The sequence below is a fragment of the Phyllobacterium sp. P30BS-XVII genome (genome assembly GCF_014138335.1).
Taxonomy (GTDB): domain Bacteria; phylum Pseudomonadota; class Alphaproteobacteria; order Rhizobiales; family Rhizobiaceae; genus Phyllobacterium; species Phyllobacterium meliloti.
This window is the reverse complement of record NZ_JACGXO010000001.1, coordinates 949,867-968,518: the sequence shown is the minus strand read 5'-3', so window position 1 is coordinate 968,518 and position 18,652 is coordinate 949,867. Positions and strand designations below refer to the sequence as shown.

Here is an 18,652-nt window from a genome sequence, read left to right as displayed (position 1 = left end):
CATGACTGCCACCCGCATGCTGAAACCATGGGCCGGGGCCATCGCCCTTGCCTTTCTGGCAGTGCTTGCGGGTGGCGCTCTTCTCAGCCTTGCAGTGGAAGCGCTGCGAGGAAGCACCGAAGGCTTTGCGGCTTTCGACAGCTATTTATGGCGTGTGGCGCGCTTTACCCTCATGCAGGCGCTATTATCGATGCTGCTTGCGGTTGTCTTTGCCATTCCCCTCGCCCGCGCATTGCATGAACATCCCGCCTTTCCGGGCCGGGCACTCATCTTACGCCTCTTTGCCCTGCCATTGGCCCTGCCCGCGCTCGTCGCCGTCCTTGGCATCACCAGCATTTATGGCCGTAATGGCCTGCTTGCTTTTGGTTTTGACAGGCTTGGAATCGATGCCAGACCCAATATTTACGGCCTTACCGGCATTCTGATAGCCCATGTCTTTTTCAACCTGCCACTGGCGACACGGCTCATACTTGCCAGCCTAGATTCCATTCCCTCCGACTATTGGAAACTATCCTCGCAGCTTGGCATGGGCAGTTGGGCCCGGTTCAAACTGATCGAATGGCCTGTTATCAGGCGCAATCTTTCCGGTATTGCCGGGCTGATTTTCATGCTCTGCATCACATCTTTCACCATCGTCCTGACGCTGGGCGGCGGGCCGCGCGCAACCACGCTGGAGGTTGCGATCTATCAATCCCTGCATTTTGATTTCGATATTGCCCGCGCCGTATCGCTTACACTGCTGCAGTTGAGCTTGACGATAGCCGTTCTGCTCCTGCTTAGTCTGACGGGCAAACCGGCAGAAGAGGGTTTCAGTCTTCTAACGACTGCCCGGCGGTTTGATCAGCCGAACCGGACGACAAAAATCGTCAATACAGCAATAATCATCTTTGGCCTGCTCTTCGTCGGTCTTCCCATGGCAGGAACCATTGTTTCGGGGTTAGGTGCCGATCTGTCCCGGCTAATGACGGAATTTGCTGTCTGGCGCGCCATTGTCACAAGCATCGTACTTGGCGCTGGAGCCGCCCTCCTTTCTGTGCTCATCTCACTCTCACTTGTCATGGCGCGGGAATATCTGCAAAGCCAAAGGCAGGCAGCGGCACCTGGCGTTTTCGAACGTTCGCTGGATCTCGGCGCGAGCCTGATCATGGTCGTACCGCCCATCGTCATTGGGGCTGGCTGGTTTATTCTCTCCCGCCATGCGATCGACCCGTTCAGCCTTGCTCCCGTCATGGTCATCTGCGTCAACGCTGCCATGGCGGTACCCTTTGCCTTCCGTATCTTGCGCCCGGCATGGGATACGGCCGCAAGCCGCCACAACAGGCTTTGCCTTCAACTCGGCATATCAGGGTGGGACCGGCTGCGCCTGATCGACTGGCCCGTCTTGCGCCTGCCTACAGCTGTTGCGTTTGCCTTTGCCATGGCCCTGTCGCTTGGCGATCTTGGAACCATCGCGCTCTTTGGCAATGATTCAATCCAGACCCTGCCTTTCCTGCTCTTGCAGCGCATGGGAAGTTATCGCACACAGGACGCAGCAGGATTGGCACTGATCCTGGGTGCCCTGTGCCTGTTGTTGATGTTCACGGCAGATCGCGGCGCCGCCAGTCTCGCCAGACAGAACAGTGATAGAGATGATTGATCTAACGGCAAATACAGAAGCAGGTGGAGCAGCCGTCCGTCTTGACGCCGTTCGCTTCGACTATGGCGACATGGCCATGCATTTCGACTTTGCCATCGAACCATCATCCATCGCTGCGATCATTGGACCAAGCGGTGCAGGCAAGTCGACCGTTCTCAATCTGATAGCCGGATTTGAAACGCCGGTTTCCGGCCGGGTGTTCATCGCCGATCAGGACATGACCGAGGTCGAGCCCTCACAACGACCGGTTTCGATGGTGTTTCAGGACAACAATCTGTTTGCCCATCTCGATGTGGCCGCCAATGTCGGTCTTGGCCGCAAATCCAATCTTCGGCTCGGTGAAGCCGATCATGCCGCGATCCGTGATGCCATCGCAAAAGTTGGTCTTGCCGGCAAAGAGACGCGCAAACCACAGGCATTATCGGGAGGCGAGCGTCAGCGTGTGGCCATTGCGCGTGCGCTGGTTCGCAACCGGCCTGTGCTGCTGCTGGATGAAGCCTTTGCTTCGCTAGGTCCGGCGCTGCGCCATGAAATGCTTGATCTCATCGGGCAATTACACACAGACACTCGCATGACCGTTGTCATGGTCACACATCACCCTGAAGATGCCCTGCGCCTCCCATCAACCCTGTTTTTCCTTGAAAATGGCCGGGTTGCAGCGTCAGGACCTGCGCGGGAATTGTTATCGGCGACGGGTCCTGCGCTGTTGCGAAAATATCTCGGCTCGCAAGAGTTATCACTTTGACATATTTTGTACTCAATGGGTCTCATAAGAAATCAATGAAATTCTTGCTCCCGCCTGCTCAACGGGTTAGCTAGAAAGTAAGCACGCCGATTCCGCAGGCAAAAGACGAGTGAGAACTTGATTTTAGCGTTGGCACTGGCGCCGTACGACATGAGGACATGATTCTGGGCTCGCACATTCTCCCGACAGGCAATCGACGGTTCTTTCCGGCAGGGCGAGGCACGACAGTGGCTTCGGCAACGCTGCTGCTTGCCTTTCTGTCGGGCTGCCAAGTTTTGAATGTAACAAAGGAAGATGCGCTTGGACCATCGTCCAGCCCTGTCATCGTTGACAACGTCTCGAAGAATGACCGGCTGGCAAAACTCAGTGCCGAACAGCATCCGCGTATCCTTGCCACCTATGGCGGCGAGTACAAGGACGCAAAGCTCGAGCGCATGGTCGCCAAGGTTGTCGGCAATCTGACCACCGTGTCAGATAATCCGACCCATACCTACCGCATCACCATTCTGAATTCGCCCAATATCAACGCCTTCGCGCTGCCGGGCGGATATCTCTATGTCACACGCGGCTTGCTCGCCTTGGCCAATGACAGCGCGGAACTCGCCGCTGTTATTGCGCACGAAATGGGCCACGTCATCGCCAATCATGGCGTTGAACGCCAACAGCGCGAGGCGGAAGCGGTTATCGCCGGGCGTGTTGTGTCGGAAGTTTTGCAGGATGATCAGGCGGGGCGTGAAGCGCTTATTCGCGGCAAGCTGCGCATGGCGCAATTCTCGCGCAATCAGGAACTGCAGGCTGACGCCATCGGCATCAAGATGATCGGTGAAGCCGGTTATGATCCCTTTGCCGCCGCGCGCTTCCTGCAATCCATGGCCGCCTATTCGGATTTCCGCAACGTCTCCGGCGCCACCGATGCCAGCCTCGACTTCCTTGCCAGCCATCCCTCGGCGCCGCAGCGTATTGAGCTTGCGCGCGGCCATGCCCGCAAGATCGGTGCGCCGGGTGTCGGTACGACAGACCGCGACTCCTTCCTGCAAGGCATTGACGGGCTGCTCTATGGCGACACGCCGGAAGAAGGCTATGTCCGCGGCCGCACCTTCGTGCATCCGCTGCTTGGTGTCAGCTTTACGGTTCCAGATGGTTTTGTCATCGACAATTCTGCAGCGGCTGTCATGGCAACAGGGCCCGGCGAAGTCGCGATCCGTTTCGATGGAACGCAGATATCCGGCAAGACATCCATGGTCGATTATATGCGCAGCGGCTGGGTCACAGGCCTCGACAACGCCAGCGTCAAGGCAACGACCTTTAATGGCTTGCCTGCCGCATCGGCAAAGGCCAAAGCGGATCGCTGGGAATTCGATATTTTTGTCGTGAACTCGGGCGATCGTATCTATCGCTTCCTGACAGCAGCACCAACGGGCAGCACTGCATTGATGCCAGCTGCACAAACGGTCACGCAGAGTTTTCATCTGCTGACGCCGCAGGAAAAGGCCAATATCAAGCCGCTGCGTATCAGGGTTATCACGGTCAAATCGGGCGATACGCTTGCCAGCCTGTCCAACCAGATCATGGGAACAGACCGTAAGCTGGATCTCTTCCGGCTGATCAATGCCCTGCCACCGGGCGGTACGGTTTCGGTCGGCGATAAGGTTAAGATCATCAGCGAATAACAAAAAAGCCCGGTAAAACCGGGCTTTTTTGTTGAAATAGATGAACCCGCTCTTATGCGGCTTCTTCCTGCTCGTCTTCCACGGAAACGTCCGCATCAGCCTCTGCCTCAGCCTCATCAGTCTTCGCGCCACGCTTGGGACCCTTGGCGAGATTGACTTCAATCAAACGGACAGCTTCGGTTTCCGACATCTTGTTGACGGCGGAAATTTCACGAGCCATGCGGTCGAGTGCTGCTTCATAAAGCTGGCGTTCGGAATAGGACTGCTCCGGCTGGTTGTCGGCACGGAAAAGATCGCGAACAACTTCTGAAATTGAAATCAGGTCGCCCGAGTTGATCTTCGCATCATATTCCTGCGCGCGGCGGGACCACATGGTGCGCTTGATACGGGCACGTCCCTGAACGACCTTCAGAGCACGTTCAACATAATCTGTCTCGGAGAGCTTGCGCATACCAATGGCGGTTGCTTTTGCGACCGGTACTTTCAAGCGCATCTTATCTTTTTGAAAGTCAATGACAAAAAGCTCAAGCTTGTGGCCTGCAACTTCCTGTTCTTCAATATTGACGATCTGTCCTACACCATGAGCCGGATATACAATAAACTCGCCCGTTTTGAATCCGATACGCTGGGCGGTCTTTTTCTGCGGAACTGCTGTCATGCGCTTCATTACTCCCTGCTGCGCCCGGCAAAACGCACCGGTTAAACCAATCACTGGAAACCGGAACCCGGTTTGTCGGCCGTCAATAATGTCGCGCAAAGCAATCCAGACCAAACAGCAGGACAGGTCACAACCAAATAACCTCAACCTGAACTGTTAAGTCCGGAAAAAATCTAGCCGATTGGTGATTTATGCTTTAGCGCCACGAAATTGACGTCCAATGATCAACATATCGACAGACCATAACACGAAAAGTGATCAGAATCAACTTTTTGCTGCACATGCTCAAATTAAACGTATTGCAAGTCTTGATTTTCAGGGCAAATCAGTCTTGCGGGCAAGCATGGCACTTTGAACAGGTCTAGTCGCCTTCGCCTGGCTCCGGTGAGAAATACTTCTCCAGTTTACCGGTTACACCGTCCATTTCCTTGGCGTCGTCAGGCGCATCTTTCTTCGCCGAAATATTGGGCCACTTTTCCGCATATTCCGAATTCAGCTGCAACCAGCTGTCGAGCCCCGGCTCGGTGTCCGGCTTGATGGCTTCGGCAGGGCATTCCGGTTCACAAACGCCACAGTCGATGCACTCATCCGGATGGATGACGAGCATGTTCTCACCTTCGTAAAAACAATCGACCGGACAGACCTCAACGCAATCCATATACTTACAGCGGATGCAATTGTCGGTCACAACATATGTCATTTACTGGCTCCTGAAGACACCATAGTCAGTGTGTCAGCGGTTGAGGTAACGATTTGGCACCGGGCTGACAAGAGGGGAAGAACGGACTGCGGCACCAGAACGCGGCCCGAAAAATCTCGACGTGCAAAGGATTGTCTTCATCACATCAGGACATGAGCCAAAGTTCAAGTCCGCAGAGTGCCATTCATCGCATCGCGATGACCCGCCGACAAGCAACCATTGCCTCCTAATATAGGTATTCTGGAAATATTATTTTAGCCCCGCCGACGAATTGGGAGAGAATTTCGATATTCCCACATTTTTTGTCGCAAACTAATCTTCCGGCTCTTCATTTCGGCCCAGCATCAGCCTGTCGACTTCCCGTCGCTCGCGCTTCGTAGGGCGGCCACTGCCTGCATCACGCCGCGGCAAAGTATCAAGGCGGCTCAGCGCATCTTTGGGTGGAGGTGGTGGAGAAATATCCTCATACAGCGTTCGAGCCTCTTCAGACGGGCCGCGCCGTGTGCCACCTGAGAGCACCTTGTAGATGAGGATGCGTCTGTCCAGGGTGATTGTCAGCACATCACCGGGTTTGACCCCGTGTGATGGCTGATCGATCTTGTCCTTATTGACCCGGACATTCCCGCCCGATGCCAGTTTTGCCGCCAGGGAACGGGATTTAACCACCCGTGCAAAAAACAGCCACTTGTCGACGCGCTGCCGGTCCGTTCCCGTCATTTAGAGGCAAAACCTCACTTCTTCATCTGCTCCTTCAACGCCAGCAATTTGGCGAAGGGGGAGTCCATGTCGATCTTGACCGGCCGCTCTTCACGTTCCGGCCGCTTACCGTGCTGCTGAGGTTTACCGGATGGCTTGCCGCCATCCTGCTTGAAGCGGTCAGCTCCAACAGGCTTGCTGCCCTTGCCACGGAAATCCCTGCGCTCGCCGCGCTGCTCGCCCTGCGGACCGGCATTGCGGTTCGGGCGACCTTGGCGCTCTTCACCCGGTGCGTTGCCATTGCGAGCCTGCGGCTCACGCTGATTCTCACGCGCACCCTGCGAACGGCGATTATTGTTGTTGTGGCGGCCTTCAAAGCGGGGAGCCTGACGCCAGAGAAGAACAGGCTTGGGAGCCTCTTCCGCAACTGCAGGAGCTGCCGCAGTTTCAGCAACAGGCGCGGATGCTTCTTCTGCCACCGCAACCGCAACCGCTTCCACAGCCTCAACCACTGGTTTGACAATCGGATCGCCGACCGGTTCAGCTGCTGGAGTGGTTGACGCAGCTTTTGCCGTTTCCTGCGGCGCAGTTGTCTGGGCGACGGCATCAAGCTCGGCAACCTTGGCGGATACCACGGTCGCATCTGTTGCTTCCGAGCGATAGCCAAGATTCTTCAGGATTTCTTCCATATCGTCGGCAGTTGCACCGAGAATGGACATCATCGCAGGTGTAACGACAAAACGGGTGCCATCATAAGCGCCATCGGGCCGTGTTCCCACACCCGGCTTCCACGCCAGTGCCGGACGGATAAGATCAGCCAGACGCTCGAGAATATCGATGCGCACTGCGCGTCGTCCGAGCAGCCTGTACCCGCCAAGGCGGTAAAAGGATGGATCGAAAGCAGGATCGGTTACAACCGACGTGCGACCTGCGGAAAGCACCTGCACGACATCGCCGTAACCCGGACGATCCTTGGCATCTTCCTTGAGCGCCCATAGCAGCGTCAGAAGACCCGCGGGCGCAGGCTTGAGCAAGGCAGGCAGGAAAACATGATAGGCACCGAAGCGCACGCCAAGACGGCGGAGCGCTGCGCGCGAATCCTGATCGAGACCGCGAACGTCCTCGGCCACATCCCGGCGCTGCAACACGCCAAAGTTTTCAACCAGCTGAAACGCCAGTCCCCGCGTGATCCCCACCAGCGCATCGGCATTGGCAAGATCGACGAGCGGTTTGAGCACCGTATCCACATGATGGGCAAGGAAGCGGTCAACACGGGCAGCGACCTTGTCGCGTGCCGGTCCCGTCAACTGCTCATCGGCCAGAAGCACCGCGCGGGGCTTCAATGGCTGTTCGCCCGAGACCACGGAGGCAACAGGCGCGCCAATCCAGCGCAACGTCCCATCCGAGGCAAGAGCGAAATCGCCATTCGCGGAGGCGGCAAAGCGCTCGGCGCGATTGTCGAACTCTGTCGCCAAGGCTTTCTGTGCAGCGGCCTTCACGGCTTTTGCATCGGTTCCATCAATCTGGCTGTCCGTCGTAAAACGGAATCCATCCAAACGTCCAACATGGTGCCCTTCGACAACAACGTCCCCGGCAGGGCTAATTTCGGCTTCTAGCATTGTATTCTCTCTCAGGCGCCTCATAAGCACGCTTGTCCTGCGGTCTACGAAGCGTTTCGTCAACCGTTCATGCAGTGCATCTGATAATCTGTCCTCAATTTCACGCGTCTTTTCTTGCCAATGTGCCTGATCTGCCAGCCATCCGGGCCGATGAGACACAAAAGTCCAGGTTCTGATCTGGGCGATCCTTCGCGACAAAGCATCAATATCGCCATCGGTCGTATCAGCCCGATGCACCTGTTCGCCCATGTAGGTTTCGTTGACATGACCATGTTTCACGAGGTCTGTATAGATCGATGCGATGATATCGGCGTGCTGAGCAGGCGCAATTTTCCGGTAGTCCGGCAAGGCGCAGACATCCCAAAGCAATGCCACCCGTTCCGGCGTATTGGCCAGCGGGGCAATATCAGGGTCTTTTGACAGATATTCGAGCGCCTGCTGATCCACCGCAGGTAGCGCACGTGTCAGTCCCTCAACCGGTGCGGGCGTATCAATCGACCGCTTCAATGCATCGATACTGGAAAAGTCAAACCGTGCCGTGCGCCACTGCAAAATCTTGACCGAATCGAAATTGTGCGATTCCACCCGCTGTACCAGCTCTTCGGAAAAACCGGAGACCTGCCCGGTGACGCCAAATGTACCATCGCGCAAATGCCGACCGGCACGCCCGGCAATCTGGCCAATTTCGCCCGGCGACAGATCGCGGAACTGATAACCGTCAAATTTGCGGTCCTGTGCGAAAGCGACATGATCAACGTCGAGATTGAGCCCCATGCCAATCGCATCGGTCGCCACCAGATAATCCACATCGCCCGATTGATAGAGATCCACCTGCGCATTGCGGGTGCGCGGGCTCAAAGCCCCCATAACCACAGCTGCACCGCCATTCTGGCGGCGGATCAGTTCGGCGATGGAATAGACTTCATCGGCAGCAAAGGCGACGATGGCCGTGCGCGGTGGCAGGCGTGTGATTTTCTTGGAGCCCGCATAAGCGAGATTGGACAGGCGCGGACGCGTGACGACGGAAATGCCGCGCAGCAGCTTTTCCAGTATGCCGCGCATGGTTGCCGCGCCCAGCAGCAGCGTTTCCTGACGCCCACGCAGATGCAGGATGCGGTCTGTAAAGATATGGCCGCGTTCAAGATCATTGGCGAGCTGAACCTCATCAATGGCAACGAAGTCCACATCAGTCTGACGTGGCATCGCCTCGACAGTACAAACCGCATAACGCGCGCCGGGTGGCTGAATCTTTTCTTCGCCTGTTATCAGCGCAACATTGGCAAGCCCGACCCGTTCGGCCACACGATTATAGACTTCGCGCGCCAGCAGGCGCAGTGGCAGGCCAATCATGCCTGTCTGGTGCGCCAGCATCCGCTCAATGGCGAGGTGAGTCTTGCCCGTGTTCGTCGGCCCCAAAACGGCGGTGACGTCACGACCGCTCAGGATCAGAGGAAGTTCGGGGGTAGGCATAAGGTTCATCAAAAATATCCAACACCGGCACGACGGCCTTACCAAAACCAGCAAGGCATGCCGGGCATGCACTATCCGATAGCATTATCGGTATCAGACAGAAAGTATGCGGCGACCTCAAGATAAACAATTGCGAACCGATTCACGGAGTGTTCCATTAAGAAATAGAACGCGAGCAGAACGAATCAGCGACGAATCAGCTATAGGACCAGATTCCTGCTTTGTTCACGGCCATATCTAGTTTTCTACGACGAGAGTCGTACAAGATGCTGAATCGATGATCGTGAGAATCCCTTGAATCTGCGTTCCCGTATTAACCTTTGAAATTTCGTGACTTTGCAAGTCCAACCATATGGCGCCGGTCTCTGGTCGAATTAAGAAAACAGTAATATTTCCTTACACTTAGTTAAACCACGCAAGGCTCAAATGGCCTTTTCCGTTAACATTATGATCAAAGCCAGAACGAATCAGCGACGAATCAGCGCTTTATTCGTTTTCCCGTTTTGTTCACGGCTACATCTTGTGCGACTCGAGCGGGACTCGCACCAATCGCCTCTGATGGTGAACTGAAATAGGACAAGATTCAGGCAAAACCGTTAACCTCTGATCGTAGAAACGGGAATCACCGGCGCAGAAAATAGAAACGCCGCAGACTGTCTCCAGCCTGCGGCGTCATTCGATTTAACTTCGGATCAGCTGAAATACTGCCCGCCATTGGCTGATAGTGTCGAGCCTGTGATGAAACCCGCATCATCAGAAGCGAGGAACACGACACAGCGCGCGATTTCTTCCGGTTCACCCAGACGACCGACCGGGATTTGTGGAATGATACGCTCGTTGAGAACCTTCTCGTCGATAGCCCGCACCATTTCTGTTCCGATATAGCCGGGGCAGATGGCATTAACGGTGATGCCCGCACGAGCACCTTCCTGCGCCAATGCCTTGGTGAAGCCAATATCACCCGCCTTGGCCGCGGAATAATTGGCCTGCCCGGCCTGACCTTTCTGACCGTTGATCGAGGAAATATTGATCACCCGGCCGAATTTGCGGTCGCGCATACCCGTCCAAACAGGATGGGTCATGTTAAAGAGGCCGGTGAGATTGGTATTGATCACCTCGCCCCACTGGCCCGGCGTCATCTTGTGGAACATGGCATCACGGGTGATACCCGCATTATTGACCAGTACGGAAACCGGACCAAGATCCGCTTCGATCTTGGCGATACCTGCCGCACATTCCTCATAGTTGGAAACATCCCACTTATAAGTCGCAATGCCGGTCTTCTCCGTAAATTTCTTCGCCGCATCGTCATTGCCAGCGTAATTTGCCGCGACCTTGTAACCTGCCGCTTTCAGAGCCACGGATATGGCTGCGCCGATACCACGTGTTCCACCCGTAACGATTGCCGTTTTGGTCATATTTCCCCTCCCTAATGCATGTTGGATTTCAAAGTCAGTGTTGTTGAAAAAGAGACGGAGCAGCTGTCCGGAAATTTAGTGCTGCCAGGACACCGATCCGATTTTCACCGGACCGGAGCTTATTTTTACAGATCAGTCTTTTGTGCGCTCAATGCACAGGGCAACGCCCATGCCGCCGCCAATGCAAAGCGTGGCAAGGCCCTTTGTGCCGTTGCGGCGCTTCAGTTCGAAGAGCAGCGTATTGAGAACGCGGGCACCCGATGCGCCGATTGGATGGCCGATGGCAATGGCACCACCATTGACATTGACGATATCAGGATTGAGCCCGAGATCCTTGTTGACGGAAAGTGCCTGCGCAGCAAATGCCTCATTGGCTTCAACCAGATCGAGGTCCTCCACCTTCCATCCAGCCTTTTCCAATGCCTTGCGCGATGCGGGAATGGGGCCCGTACCCATGATTGAAGGGTCAACACCTGCCGTTGCCCAGGATACAATGCGCGCCAATGGCTTTACATTGCGGCGCTTGGCTTCCTCTTCACTCATGAGAACAACCGCAGCGGCGCCATCGTTCAGACCGGACGCATTGCCTGCGGTCACTGTGCCTTCCTTGTCAAAGGCTGGCTTCAATTTTGCGAGGGAATCCAGCGTGGCACCATGGCGGATATATTCATCATCAGCGACAATCACGTCACCCTTGCGGGTCTTGACCGTGAAGGGAACGATTTCATCCTTGAACTTGCCAGCCTTCTGCGCGGCCTCAGCCTTGTTCTGGGACCCAAGGGCAAACTTGTCCTGATCGTCGCGTGTAAACTGCCACTTGCGGGCGATGTTTTCAGCGGTGTTGCCCATATGATAACCATGGAAGGCATCTGTCAGGCCATCCTTGATCATCGTGTCGATCATCTTGAAGTCGCCCATCTTCACGCCGCCGCGCAGATGCGCGCAATGCGGAGCCATGGACATGGATTCCTGACCACCGGCAACAATGATATCCGCATCGCCCGTTGCGATCTGCTGCATACCGAGCGCTACTGCACGTAGACCGGAACCACAGAGCTGATTGAGCCCCCAAGCCGTGGCTTCCTGCGGAATGCCGGCTTCCATGGCGGCCTGACGCGCCGGGTTCTGCCCCTCGCCAGCGCTCAGCACTTGTCCCATGATCACTTCATCGACGTCGGCACCATCGACACCGGCGCGGCTCAGCACTTCCTTGATCACCGCAGCGCCAAGCTCATGAGCCGGCACATTGGCAAAAGCGCCATTGAACGAACCGACGGCGGTTCGCGCTGCACTGGCGATAACGATGGATTGGGTCATGGACGTCTCCTCATATGGACTGCTGAATTTATTCAGCTTGGTTTCCTGAACAGAATTCCCTCCCTGCGACCGTTTGACAAGGGGCATTCGCCCCGAAGGCAAATTTAACGTCTCCCGGTAGAGAGGGGATAGAATGATCTACGCGATGGATGCGCTGCACAAATCACTTTGAATTGTGCAACTTTGCCCCTATCCTCGCATGTATATGAGTTAGCGGGCACGCAAATTCGGACCGTTCGAGTCTGATGACATGAGTTGGGGAGTTCTCAGATGGCAGCCAAAACCGGCGAAATCGTCATTAAAAAATATGCCAACCGGCGCCTCTATAACACCGGCACAAGCACCTATGTGACGTTGGAAGATCTGGCCGAGATGGTGAAGCGAAATGAGGATTTCACCGTTCAGGACGCCAAGACAGGCGAAGATATTACCCATCCCGTATTGACCCAGATCATCTTTGAACTGGAAAACAAGGATGGGCAGAACATGTTGCCGATCCCCTTCCTGCGCCAGCTCATCGCCTATTATGGCGACCAGATGCAGGTGGTACTGCCAACATTCCTTGAACAGTCGATGAGCGCGTTTGCCAAGGAGCAGGAGCGTATGCGCGAGCAACTGACTACCGCGTTTGGCAAGTCACCCATTGACATGATGGACATCAGCGCGCCGGTCAAGCTTGTGGAAGAGCAAGTCCGCCGCAACACGGAAATGCTGCAACACGCGATGCGCATGTTCACGCCTTTCCCGCTCAACAAGACGGCTGGAGCAGCCGAGGCTGACGAAGCACCTGCCGCCGAAACCGCCAAGAGGGACACAGGACTGGACGAGCTGAAAGAACAGATCGCTGCCATGCAGCGCAAGCTCGATTCTCTCGACAAGTAATCAAGGCCAAAACCGTTTTCGACTGACCATCCGGCTCTCGCGGCGGATCGGCTTTGCCTATTCTACAATCAACGCATGACCCAAGAGGATATTATGGCTCAGCTATCACTTTCCAAAGCCAATACAATTATCAAGACTGCACTCGCCAAAGGCACTGAAGCCGGGATGCGCCCGCTTTCCGTTGCAGTGCTGGATGCAGGCGGCCATCTCAAGGCTTTCCAGAAGCAGGATGGCGCTTCCATGCTGCGTTTTGAAATCGCTTTTGGCAAAGCTTTCGGCGGACTGACTATCGGTACGGGATCGCGCACCGTTGAGAAGTTTGCCAAGGACCGCCCGCATTTCGTCGAAGGACTGGTTGCAGCATCCGGTGGCCGCGTCATTCCGGTTGCTGGCGGTGTTCTCATCAAGAATGCCAAGGGCGAAATCCTCGGCGCCGTCGGTGTGACCGGCGATACATCTGATAATGATGAAATTGCCGCTATTGCCGGTATCGAAGCCGCTGGCTTCGTCGCTGACGGCGGCCAAGGCTGATCTCAGGCCTGTTCTTTTTGAACAGGCCTTTGTTTTACAATCGCGTCCCGGAAAACAACCGGGGCGCGATGAAATCGACAAAGACCCGCAGCTTGGGCGACAAGTGCCGGTTCGAAGGCCAAAGCACCCAGAACTGCCCGGTCTGAACAAAACAATCATCAAGCAGCGTGTGTAACTGACCGGTTTTTACCGCATCGGCCACGAGGAAATCCGGCATATAGGCAATGCCAAGGCCGCGAATGGTTGCCCCATAAAGCGCTTCCATATTGTTGCAGACCAGCGCCGATGAGAGGCGCAGTTCAACATCCGTGGCCCCTCCCATAACCCAATCCTGCAATTTGCCACTTGTCGGGAAGCGATAACGCAGACATGCATGGTGTTCCAGATCACCCAATATGCGGGGCGTTCCGCGTCTGTCGAGATAAGCTGACGATGCCGTAAGCACCTGCCTGAACGGCCCGAGGCGGCGCGCCATCAGCGATGAATCGGGTAAGTCACCACTGCGGATGACCGCATCAAAACCCTCCTCGATCACATTGACAATCTGGTCGTTGAAATCGAGGTCAAGCTCGATCTCCGGATAAAGTTCCTCGAATTCCGGCAAGTGCGGCAGCAGAAAGCGATAACCAATCGTCGGCAGGCTGACGCGCAAACGTCCACGCGGCGCTTCCTTGGTCCGCGACAGCATGGATTCCGCATCATCAAGGTCATCAATGATGCGCCGGCAGCGTTCGTAGAACAGCTGCCCCTCTTCCGTCAGGCTGATACGCCGGGTGCTGCGCTGGAAGAGACGCACATCCAGCTTTTGCTCCAGCCGGGCGATGGTTTTTCCAACCGCCGAAGCAGAAACCCCCAGCGACCGGCCTGCCGCAACGAAACTCAAGGTTTCAGCTGAACGCACAAAAGCGAAGAGGCCATTCAGATTGTCCATATCAAGTCCTATTACGGAATTATTATCCTCTATCATCGGACATCAATGCTAATTCTCAGTGATTAAAGCCTGTGTATCATGAATTTCGCTTAATTCCTCTCACATTTGATATTGCAGGTGAAAAATGACTGCTCGCACACTTCCGCACAGCACTGCGGAAAAACTGATGATTTTGGCTGCTGTCTGCCTCGCAGCACTGGCCATGCCGATCAGCTTTACCGGACCCGCTGTAGCGCTCCCTTCCATCGCGCGCGCCCTCGGGGGCAGCCCCGTCGAACTCAACTGGGTTACCAACGCTTTCATGCTCGCCTTTGGCAGCAGCCTGATGGCATCCGGTGCGCTCGCCGACAATTACGGCCGCAAGCGCATCTTCCTGACCGGCCTCGGGCTGTTTGGTCTGTTCTCGCTGACCTTGTCGCTCGTCACCAACCTTGTCCTGTTTGATATATTGCGGGCAGCACAGGGCCTTTCCAGCGCTCTTGCCTTTTCCGGTGGCATGGCAGCGCTTGCTCAGGAATTCGAAGGAAATGAGCGCACGCGCGCCTTCAGCCTGATTGGCATCACCTTTGGTGTGGGACTATCCTTCGGGCCGATTCTCTCGGGCGTCCTCATCAGCCATTTCGGCTGGCAGGCGGCAATCCTCGTTACAGTGCCGCTTACGATTATCGCATTTGGTCTCGGCGCATCGCGGCTGCGGGAAACCCGCGATCCCGATGCTCGCGGCATTGATTGGCCCGGTGCCATCAGCTTTACGGCAGCACTGACACTTCTGACATCAGGCATATTGCAGGCGCCGGATATTGGCTGGGGACATCCTCTCGTCGTCAGCCTTCTTGCTGGTGCGATACTCGTATTCGGCATTTTCGCGATTATCGAGAAACGCGCTGCAAGGCCCATGCTCGATCTCAGCCTGTTCCGCTATCCACGCTTTGTCGGTGTCCAGCTTCTGGCAGCAGCTCCAGCCTATTCCTTCGTCGTCCTGCTCATTCTCCTGCCTATCCGCTATATCGGCGTTGAAGGCTTCAGCGAAGTTCAGACCGGTCAGATGATGCTCGCGCTCTCCGCACCTTTGCTGATCGTGCCATTTCTTGCCGCTCTGCTCACACGCTGGTTTTCACCTGCGATATTATGCAGCGTCGGCCTGCTCATCTCCGCCGCTGGTCTGTTCTGGCTCAGCCGCTGCATGCCCGGTCAACCGGTAGAGCTTACCTTGCCTGCATTGGTTCTCATCGGTTTTGGCATCAGTCTGCCCTGGGGTTTGATGGATGGGCTTGCGGTCAGTGTTGTGCCGAAGGAACGGGCCGGCATGGCAACGGGCATCTTCAGCACCACCCGTATCGCTGGAGAAGGCATTGCGCTTGCCATTGTCAGTGCGCTTCTGACTGCACTGCTTAGCTGGAAACTGGGTGCGGTGCTTCCCGGCGGAACTGGCCCGAATGCCGTAGAGGCAGCCCAGAAAATCGCGACAGGCAATCTTGCGTCAGCTTTGTCCCTGCTTGATCCGGTCAGCCGCGAGGTTGTGCTGCAGAGTTATGGTGAAGCATTCGGCCATCTCCTGCGAATCCTCTCGGAAATTACAGTCGTGACGGCGATCTCAATCTTTGTCGTCATGCGCATACCGGATAAACAAGCCGTCGCCGCTTGATCGACGGACAAACCAAAACCCCGGCAGATGATCGCATCTACAGGGGTTTTGCATGACAAATTAGCTCTAGCGAAAGTTGACGTCGCGGCCCGCGGAGCGCAGCGAAACGGTGAAGCCCGCCAGAATATCGAAGAAGGCCATCGCCATCAGGATGAAGAACAGTGAATGCGAGGCGGCTGGTACCAGCAGGAATTCCACCAGAAATGCCACGAAGACAAATGTCGACAGGAGATGGTCAACCACGGACGCATTGCTGGTGCGTGTTGACTTCATGATCTCGAAGAACAGCAGTGCGAGCGACAGGACGATCATCAGGTCGCCAAGCGTCATCCGCCAGACACCGCCTGATAGCATCTGCATGGAATAGAGCTGCGTTGCCCAAGGGTCCGCCCCGCCAATACCGGCCAATCCGGCGATAACCAGATTGAACACAACAAGCGGAACGATCATCAAAGGAATGTTGGAAATCACGGCATTCGCCTCCCCACGTAAACAAAAAAGACCGGCACAAGGCCGGTCCTCCTTATCACGAAATCCAGGAAGGGATTAGCCTTCTTTCGGCGTCAGAACCTGACGGCCGCGATACATGCCGGTCTTCAGATCGACATGGTGCGGACGGCGCAGTTCGCCTGAATTCTTGTCTTCGACGTAAGTCGGGGCCTTCAACGCGTCGGCGGAGCGGCGCATGCCGCGCTTCGACGGAGAAGTTTTTCTTTTAGGTACAGCCATTGTTCCTGCTCCAGTAATCAGTCAAAATCCGGCGCTGGCCCGATCGAGCCTGTCACAATGGACAAAATTCCGGAAAGTTCGGCTGGGCTATACACGTCTTGAGAGCTTTTGACCAGCAGGAGTCGCATATTTTTTGTCGCAAGCGTGGATATGCCGGGATTCAGGCCGATCCGGTGCTTATTTCACACAACCAATATATGCGCCAGCCCCCCGCGCACGACGTTCATTGAGCCTTGCCAGTGTTTGCAAGCCGCGCCCCGGCCTTGCCGGATTACGCACAATCGGGTTGGGCAGACTTACGGCGAGAAACGCCGCCTGACGCGGCGTCAGCCTTGCCGCGCTTACCTTGAAATGATGCTGGGCTGCGGCCTCGATACCGTAAATACCCGGACCCCATTCGGCAATGTTGAGATAAATTTCCATGACCCGCCGCTTGGTAAGAACAAGATCTGTCATCATCGCCAATGGCAACTCCAGCCCTTTACGGATAAAGGACCGACCGTTCCATAGAAACAGGTTCTTGGCAGTCTGCATGGTGATGGTTGACGCACCGCGGGTCTGCTCGCCATCCATGGCATCGGAAACAACTGAATTCATCGCGTCCCAGTCGACACCCGAATGAAAACAGAAGCGTGCATCCTCAGACATCATGACGGAATGCACCAGCACTGGGGAGATTTCGTCCATCGACACCCAGCGGCGGTCATACCCGGAAAATGTCACAAGATCTTTCACCATCAGGGTCGAAATCGGATGAACAAAAGGCAGACGGTACAGGCTGAGCAAGATGATCGGAATCATCATCAGGATAATTCCCGCCAGTATCAGGTAACGCATGATGCGCCCCAAAGGCGAGCCACCTGGGCTGACCAGATAACCTCCACCTCTTTTGTTTCTGACGAGTACCCTTGCCACACCCACCGCCTGCGTTGAAAGCCCTTCATGGACATAGAGCAATGCCTATCCAAAGGGAACCATTTCCGTGTGTTTGCAGCTATGTTCACAGGCACATCAAGGCAAAAATGCAAAAGAAATGCATCTAATCATTGACCAGCCGACAATTTTTCGCTCATTGCCAGATCATGATGACAGATCAAGGTTCTTCCCTGTTCCAGATAACGTTGCAGCACCGCGCCGCTTCTGTGGAAACGCTGCTGACTGACCTGCTTTCTGATCGCCCGCTGAGCGGCGAGATCAGCCGCCCTCCCCGTCTGATGGCGGCCATGCGGCATGGCGTGCTCAATGGTGGCAAACGCCTGCGCCCGTTCCTTGTCATGGAAAGCGCCGCCCTTTTCGGTGCAGATACGCTTGCAGCGCTGCGGGTGGCAGCGGCACTTGAATGCATTCACTGCTATTCGCTCATCCATGACGATCTTCCCGCCATGGACAATGACGATATGCGCCGTGGCCAGCCAACGGTTCATCGCAAGTTTGATGAGGCTGCAGCGATCCTTGCGGGCGACAGCCTCCTTACCTATGCCTTCGAACTCGTTGCTGCCGAAGAAACGGAACTGGATGCGAAAGCAAAAGTTGCGCTGGTAACAACATTGGCACGGGCCGCCGGCATTGGCGGCATGACGGGCGGTCAGACGCTTGATCTGGAAGCGGAAAAGGTAAAGCCGGATGAAGCCGGCATTATCCGCCTGCAAGCCATGAAAACCGGCGCACTGATCCGCTTTGCCTGCGAAGCAGGTGCAATCATTGCCAATGCCTCACCTGAAGATCGTGAACGTCTGGCGGAATATGGTTCAGCCATTGGTCTTGCCTTTCAGCTGGCGGATGATCTGCTTGATGTCACGGCTGACGCGGCCAATATGGGCAAAGCCACGGGTAAGGATGCCGCCGCTGGCAAAGCCACGCTGGTTTCCATGCATGGTATCGACTGGACCAAACAACAGCTGAGCGGACTGGTAGCAGAAGCAGAAGAACTTCTTGCGCCTTTTGGTGAACAGGCATCCCTGCTGAAGCAAGCCGCCCGGTTCATCGCCGAACGGCAGAGCTAAAA

Annotated in this window: 17 protein-coding genes; 7 read left to right on the top strand and 10 right to left on the bottom strand. The window is 55.7% G+C overall.

The window, feature by feature from the left end:
• Nucleotide 1: 1 nt before the first annotated feature.
• From thiP to FHW17_RS04775, 3 genes are all read left to right on the top strand, one after another.
• Nucleotides 2-1,636, top strand: a complete 1,635-nt coding sequence (gene thiP, locus FHW17_RS04785) for a thiamine/thiamine pyrophosphate ABC transporter permease (RefSeq protein WP_182509300.1) — start codon at nt 2-4, stop codon at nt 1,634-1,636.
• Entirely contained in the window at nt 1,629-2,381 is a 753-nt protein-coding gene (gene thiQ, locus FHW17_RS04780) for a thiamine ABC transporter ATP-binding protein (protein WP_182509299.1), read from the top strand. Before thiP ends, thiQ begins: the two co-directional genes overlap by 8 nt.
• A 242-nt stretch (nt 2,382-2,623) precedes the next feature.
• Nucleotides 2,624-4,051, top strand: coding sequence for a M48 family metalloprotease (locus FHW17_RS04775; RefSeq protein WP_227988238.1), 1,428 nt, complete (start codon nt 2,624-2,626; stop codon nt 4,049-4,051).
• 52 nt (nt 4,052-4,103) lie between these two features.
• Here the strand turns inward: FHW17_RS04775 and FHW17_RS04770 are convergent, their stop codons facing one another.
• The 6 genes from FHW17_RS04770 to FHW17_RS04745 all read right to left on the bottom strand — a co-directional run bounded on the left by FHW17_RS04770 (nt 4,104) and on the right by FHW17_RS04745 (nt 11,929).
• On the bottom strand, nt 4,104-4,718 hold the full coding sequence (locus FHW17_RS04770) for a CarD family transcriptional regulator (RefSeq protein ID WP_182509298.1): 615 nt from the start codon (nt 4,716-4,718) through the stop codon (nt 4,104-4,106).
• A gap of 352 nt (nt 4,719-5,070) precedes the next feature.
• Nucleotides 5,071-5,409, bottom strand: a complete 339-nt coding sequence (gene fdxA / locus FHW17_RS04765) for a ferredoxin FdxA (protein ID WP_112523010.1) — start codon at nt 5,407-5,409, stop codon at nt 5,071-5,073.
• Nucleotides 5,410-5,721: 312 nt separating this feature from the next.
• Complete coding sequence (locus FHW17_RS04760) at nt 5,722-6,126, bottom strand: RNA-binding S4 domain-containing protein (RefSeq protein ID WP_113095477.1); 405 nt, start codon at nt 6,124-6,126, stop codon at nt 5,722-5,724.
• A 14-nt stretch (nt 6,127-6,140) separates the two neighbouring features.
• Nucleotides 6,141-9,203 carry a helicase-related protein gene (locus FHW17_RS04755; protein WP_182509297.1) on the bottom strand — a complete coding sequence of 1,021 codons (3,063 nt, stop codon included), beginning with the start codon at nt 9,201-9,203 and terminating at the stop codon, nt 6,141-6,143.
• A 683-nt stretch (nt 9,204-9,886) separates the two neighbouring features.
• Nucleotides 9,887-10,612, bottom strand: a complete 726-nt coding sequence (locus FHW17_RS04750; RefSeq protein ID WP_112523007.1) for a beta-ketoacyl-ACP reductase — start codon at nt 10,610-10,612, stop codon at nt 9,887-9,889.
• 132 nt (nt 10,613-10,744) lie between these two features.
• Complete coding sequence (locus FHW17_RS04745; RefSeq protein ID WP_112523136.1) at nt 10,745-11,929, bottom strand: acetyl-CoA C-acetyltransferase; 1,185 nt, start codon at nt 11,927-11,929, stop codon at nt 10,745-10,747.
• Nucleotides 11,930-12,199: 270 nt separating this feature from the next.
• On the opposite strand from FHW17_RS04745, the gene phaR reads away from it, so the two are divergent.
• A complete protein-coding gene (gene phaR, locus FHW17_RS04740; RefSeq protein WP_182509296.1) occupies nt 12,200-12,811 on the top strand; it encodes a polyhydroxyalkanoate synthesis repressor PhaR in 612 nt (203 codons plus the stop codon).
• 93 nt (nt 12,812-12,904) lie between these two features.
• Nucleotides 12,905-13,342 (top strand): heme-binding protein, encoded by a 438-nt coding sequence (locus FHW17_RS04735; protein ID WP_112523005.1) that lies wholly within the window; start codon nt 12,905-12,907, stop codon nt 13,340-13,342.
• Nucleotides 13,343-13,376: 34 nt separating this feature from the next.
• Here FHW17_RS04735 and FHW17_RS04730 read toward each other — a convergent pair whose 3' ends face one another.
• Nucleotides 13,377-14,273, bottom strand: a complete 897-nt coding sequence (locus FHW17_RS04730; protein ID WP_112523004.1) for a LysR family transcriptional regulator — start codon at nt 14,271-14,273, stop codon at nt 13,377-13,379.
• A gap of 124 nt (nt 14,274-14,397) precedes the next feature.
• On the opposite strand from FHW17_RS04730, the gene FHW17_RS04725 reads away from it, so the two are divergent.
• Nucleotides 14,398-15,918: an MFS transporter gene (locus tag FHW17_RS04725; protein WP_112523003.1), complete on the top strand. Its 1,521-nt coding sequence runs from the start codon at nt 14,398-14,400 to the stop codon at nt 15,916-15,918.
• Nucleotides 15,919-15,984: 66 nt separating this feature from the next.
• On the opposite strand, the gene FHW17_RS04720 is transcribed toward FHW17_RS04725, so the two are convergent.
• The 3 genes from FHW17_RS04720 to mtgA form a co-directional block, all read right to left on the bottom strand.
• Nucleotides 15,985-16,389, bottom strand: a complete 405-nt coding sequence (locus FHW17_RS04720; protein ID WP_112523002.1) for a hypothetical protein — start codon at nt 16,387-16,389, stop codon at nt 15,985-15,987.
• A 75-nt stretch (nt 16,390-16,464) separates the two neighbouring features.
• The gene (rpmF, locus tag FHW17_RS04715) at nt 16,465-16,647 is read right to left on the bottom strand and encodes a 50S ribosomal protein L32 (RefSeq protein WP_008121851.1); all 183 of its coding nucleotides are present in this window, start codon (nt 16,645-16,647) and stop codon (nt 16,465-16,467) included.
• Between the two features lie 177 nt (nt 16,648-16,824).
• Nucleotides 16,825-17,562, bottom strand: a complete 738-nt coding sequence (mtgA, locus tag FHW17_RS04710) for a monofunctional biosynthetic peptidoglycan transglycosylase (protein ID WP_348643708.1) — start codon at nt 17,560-17,562, stop codon at nt 16,825-16,827.
• A gap of 167 nt (nt 17,563-17,729) precedes the next feature.
• Between mtgA and FHW17_RS04705 the strand changes: the two genes are divergently transcribed.
• The gene (locus FHW17_RS04705; RefSeq protein ID WP_182509294.1) at nt 17,730-18,650 is read left to right on the top strand and encodes a polyprenyl synthetase family protein; all 921 of its coding nucleotides are present in this window, start codon (nt 17,730-17,732) and stop codon (nt 18,648-18,650) included.
• Nucleotides 18,651-18,652: the final 2 nt, after the last annotated feature.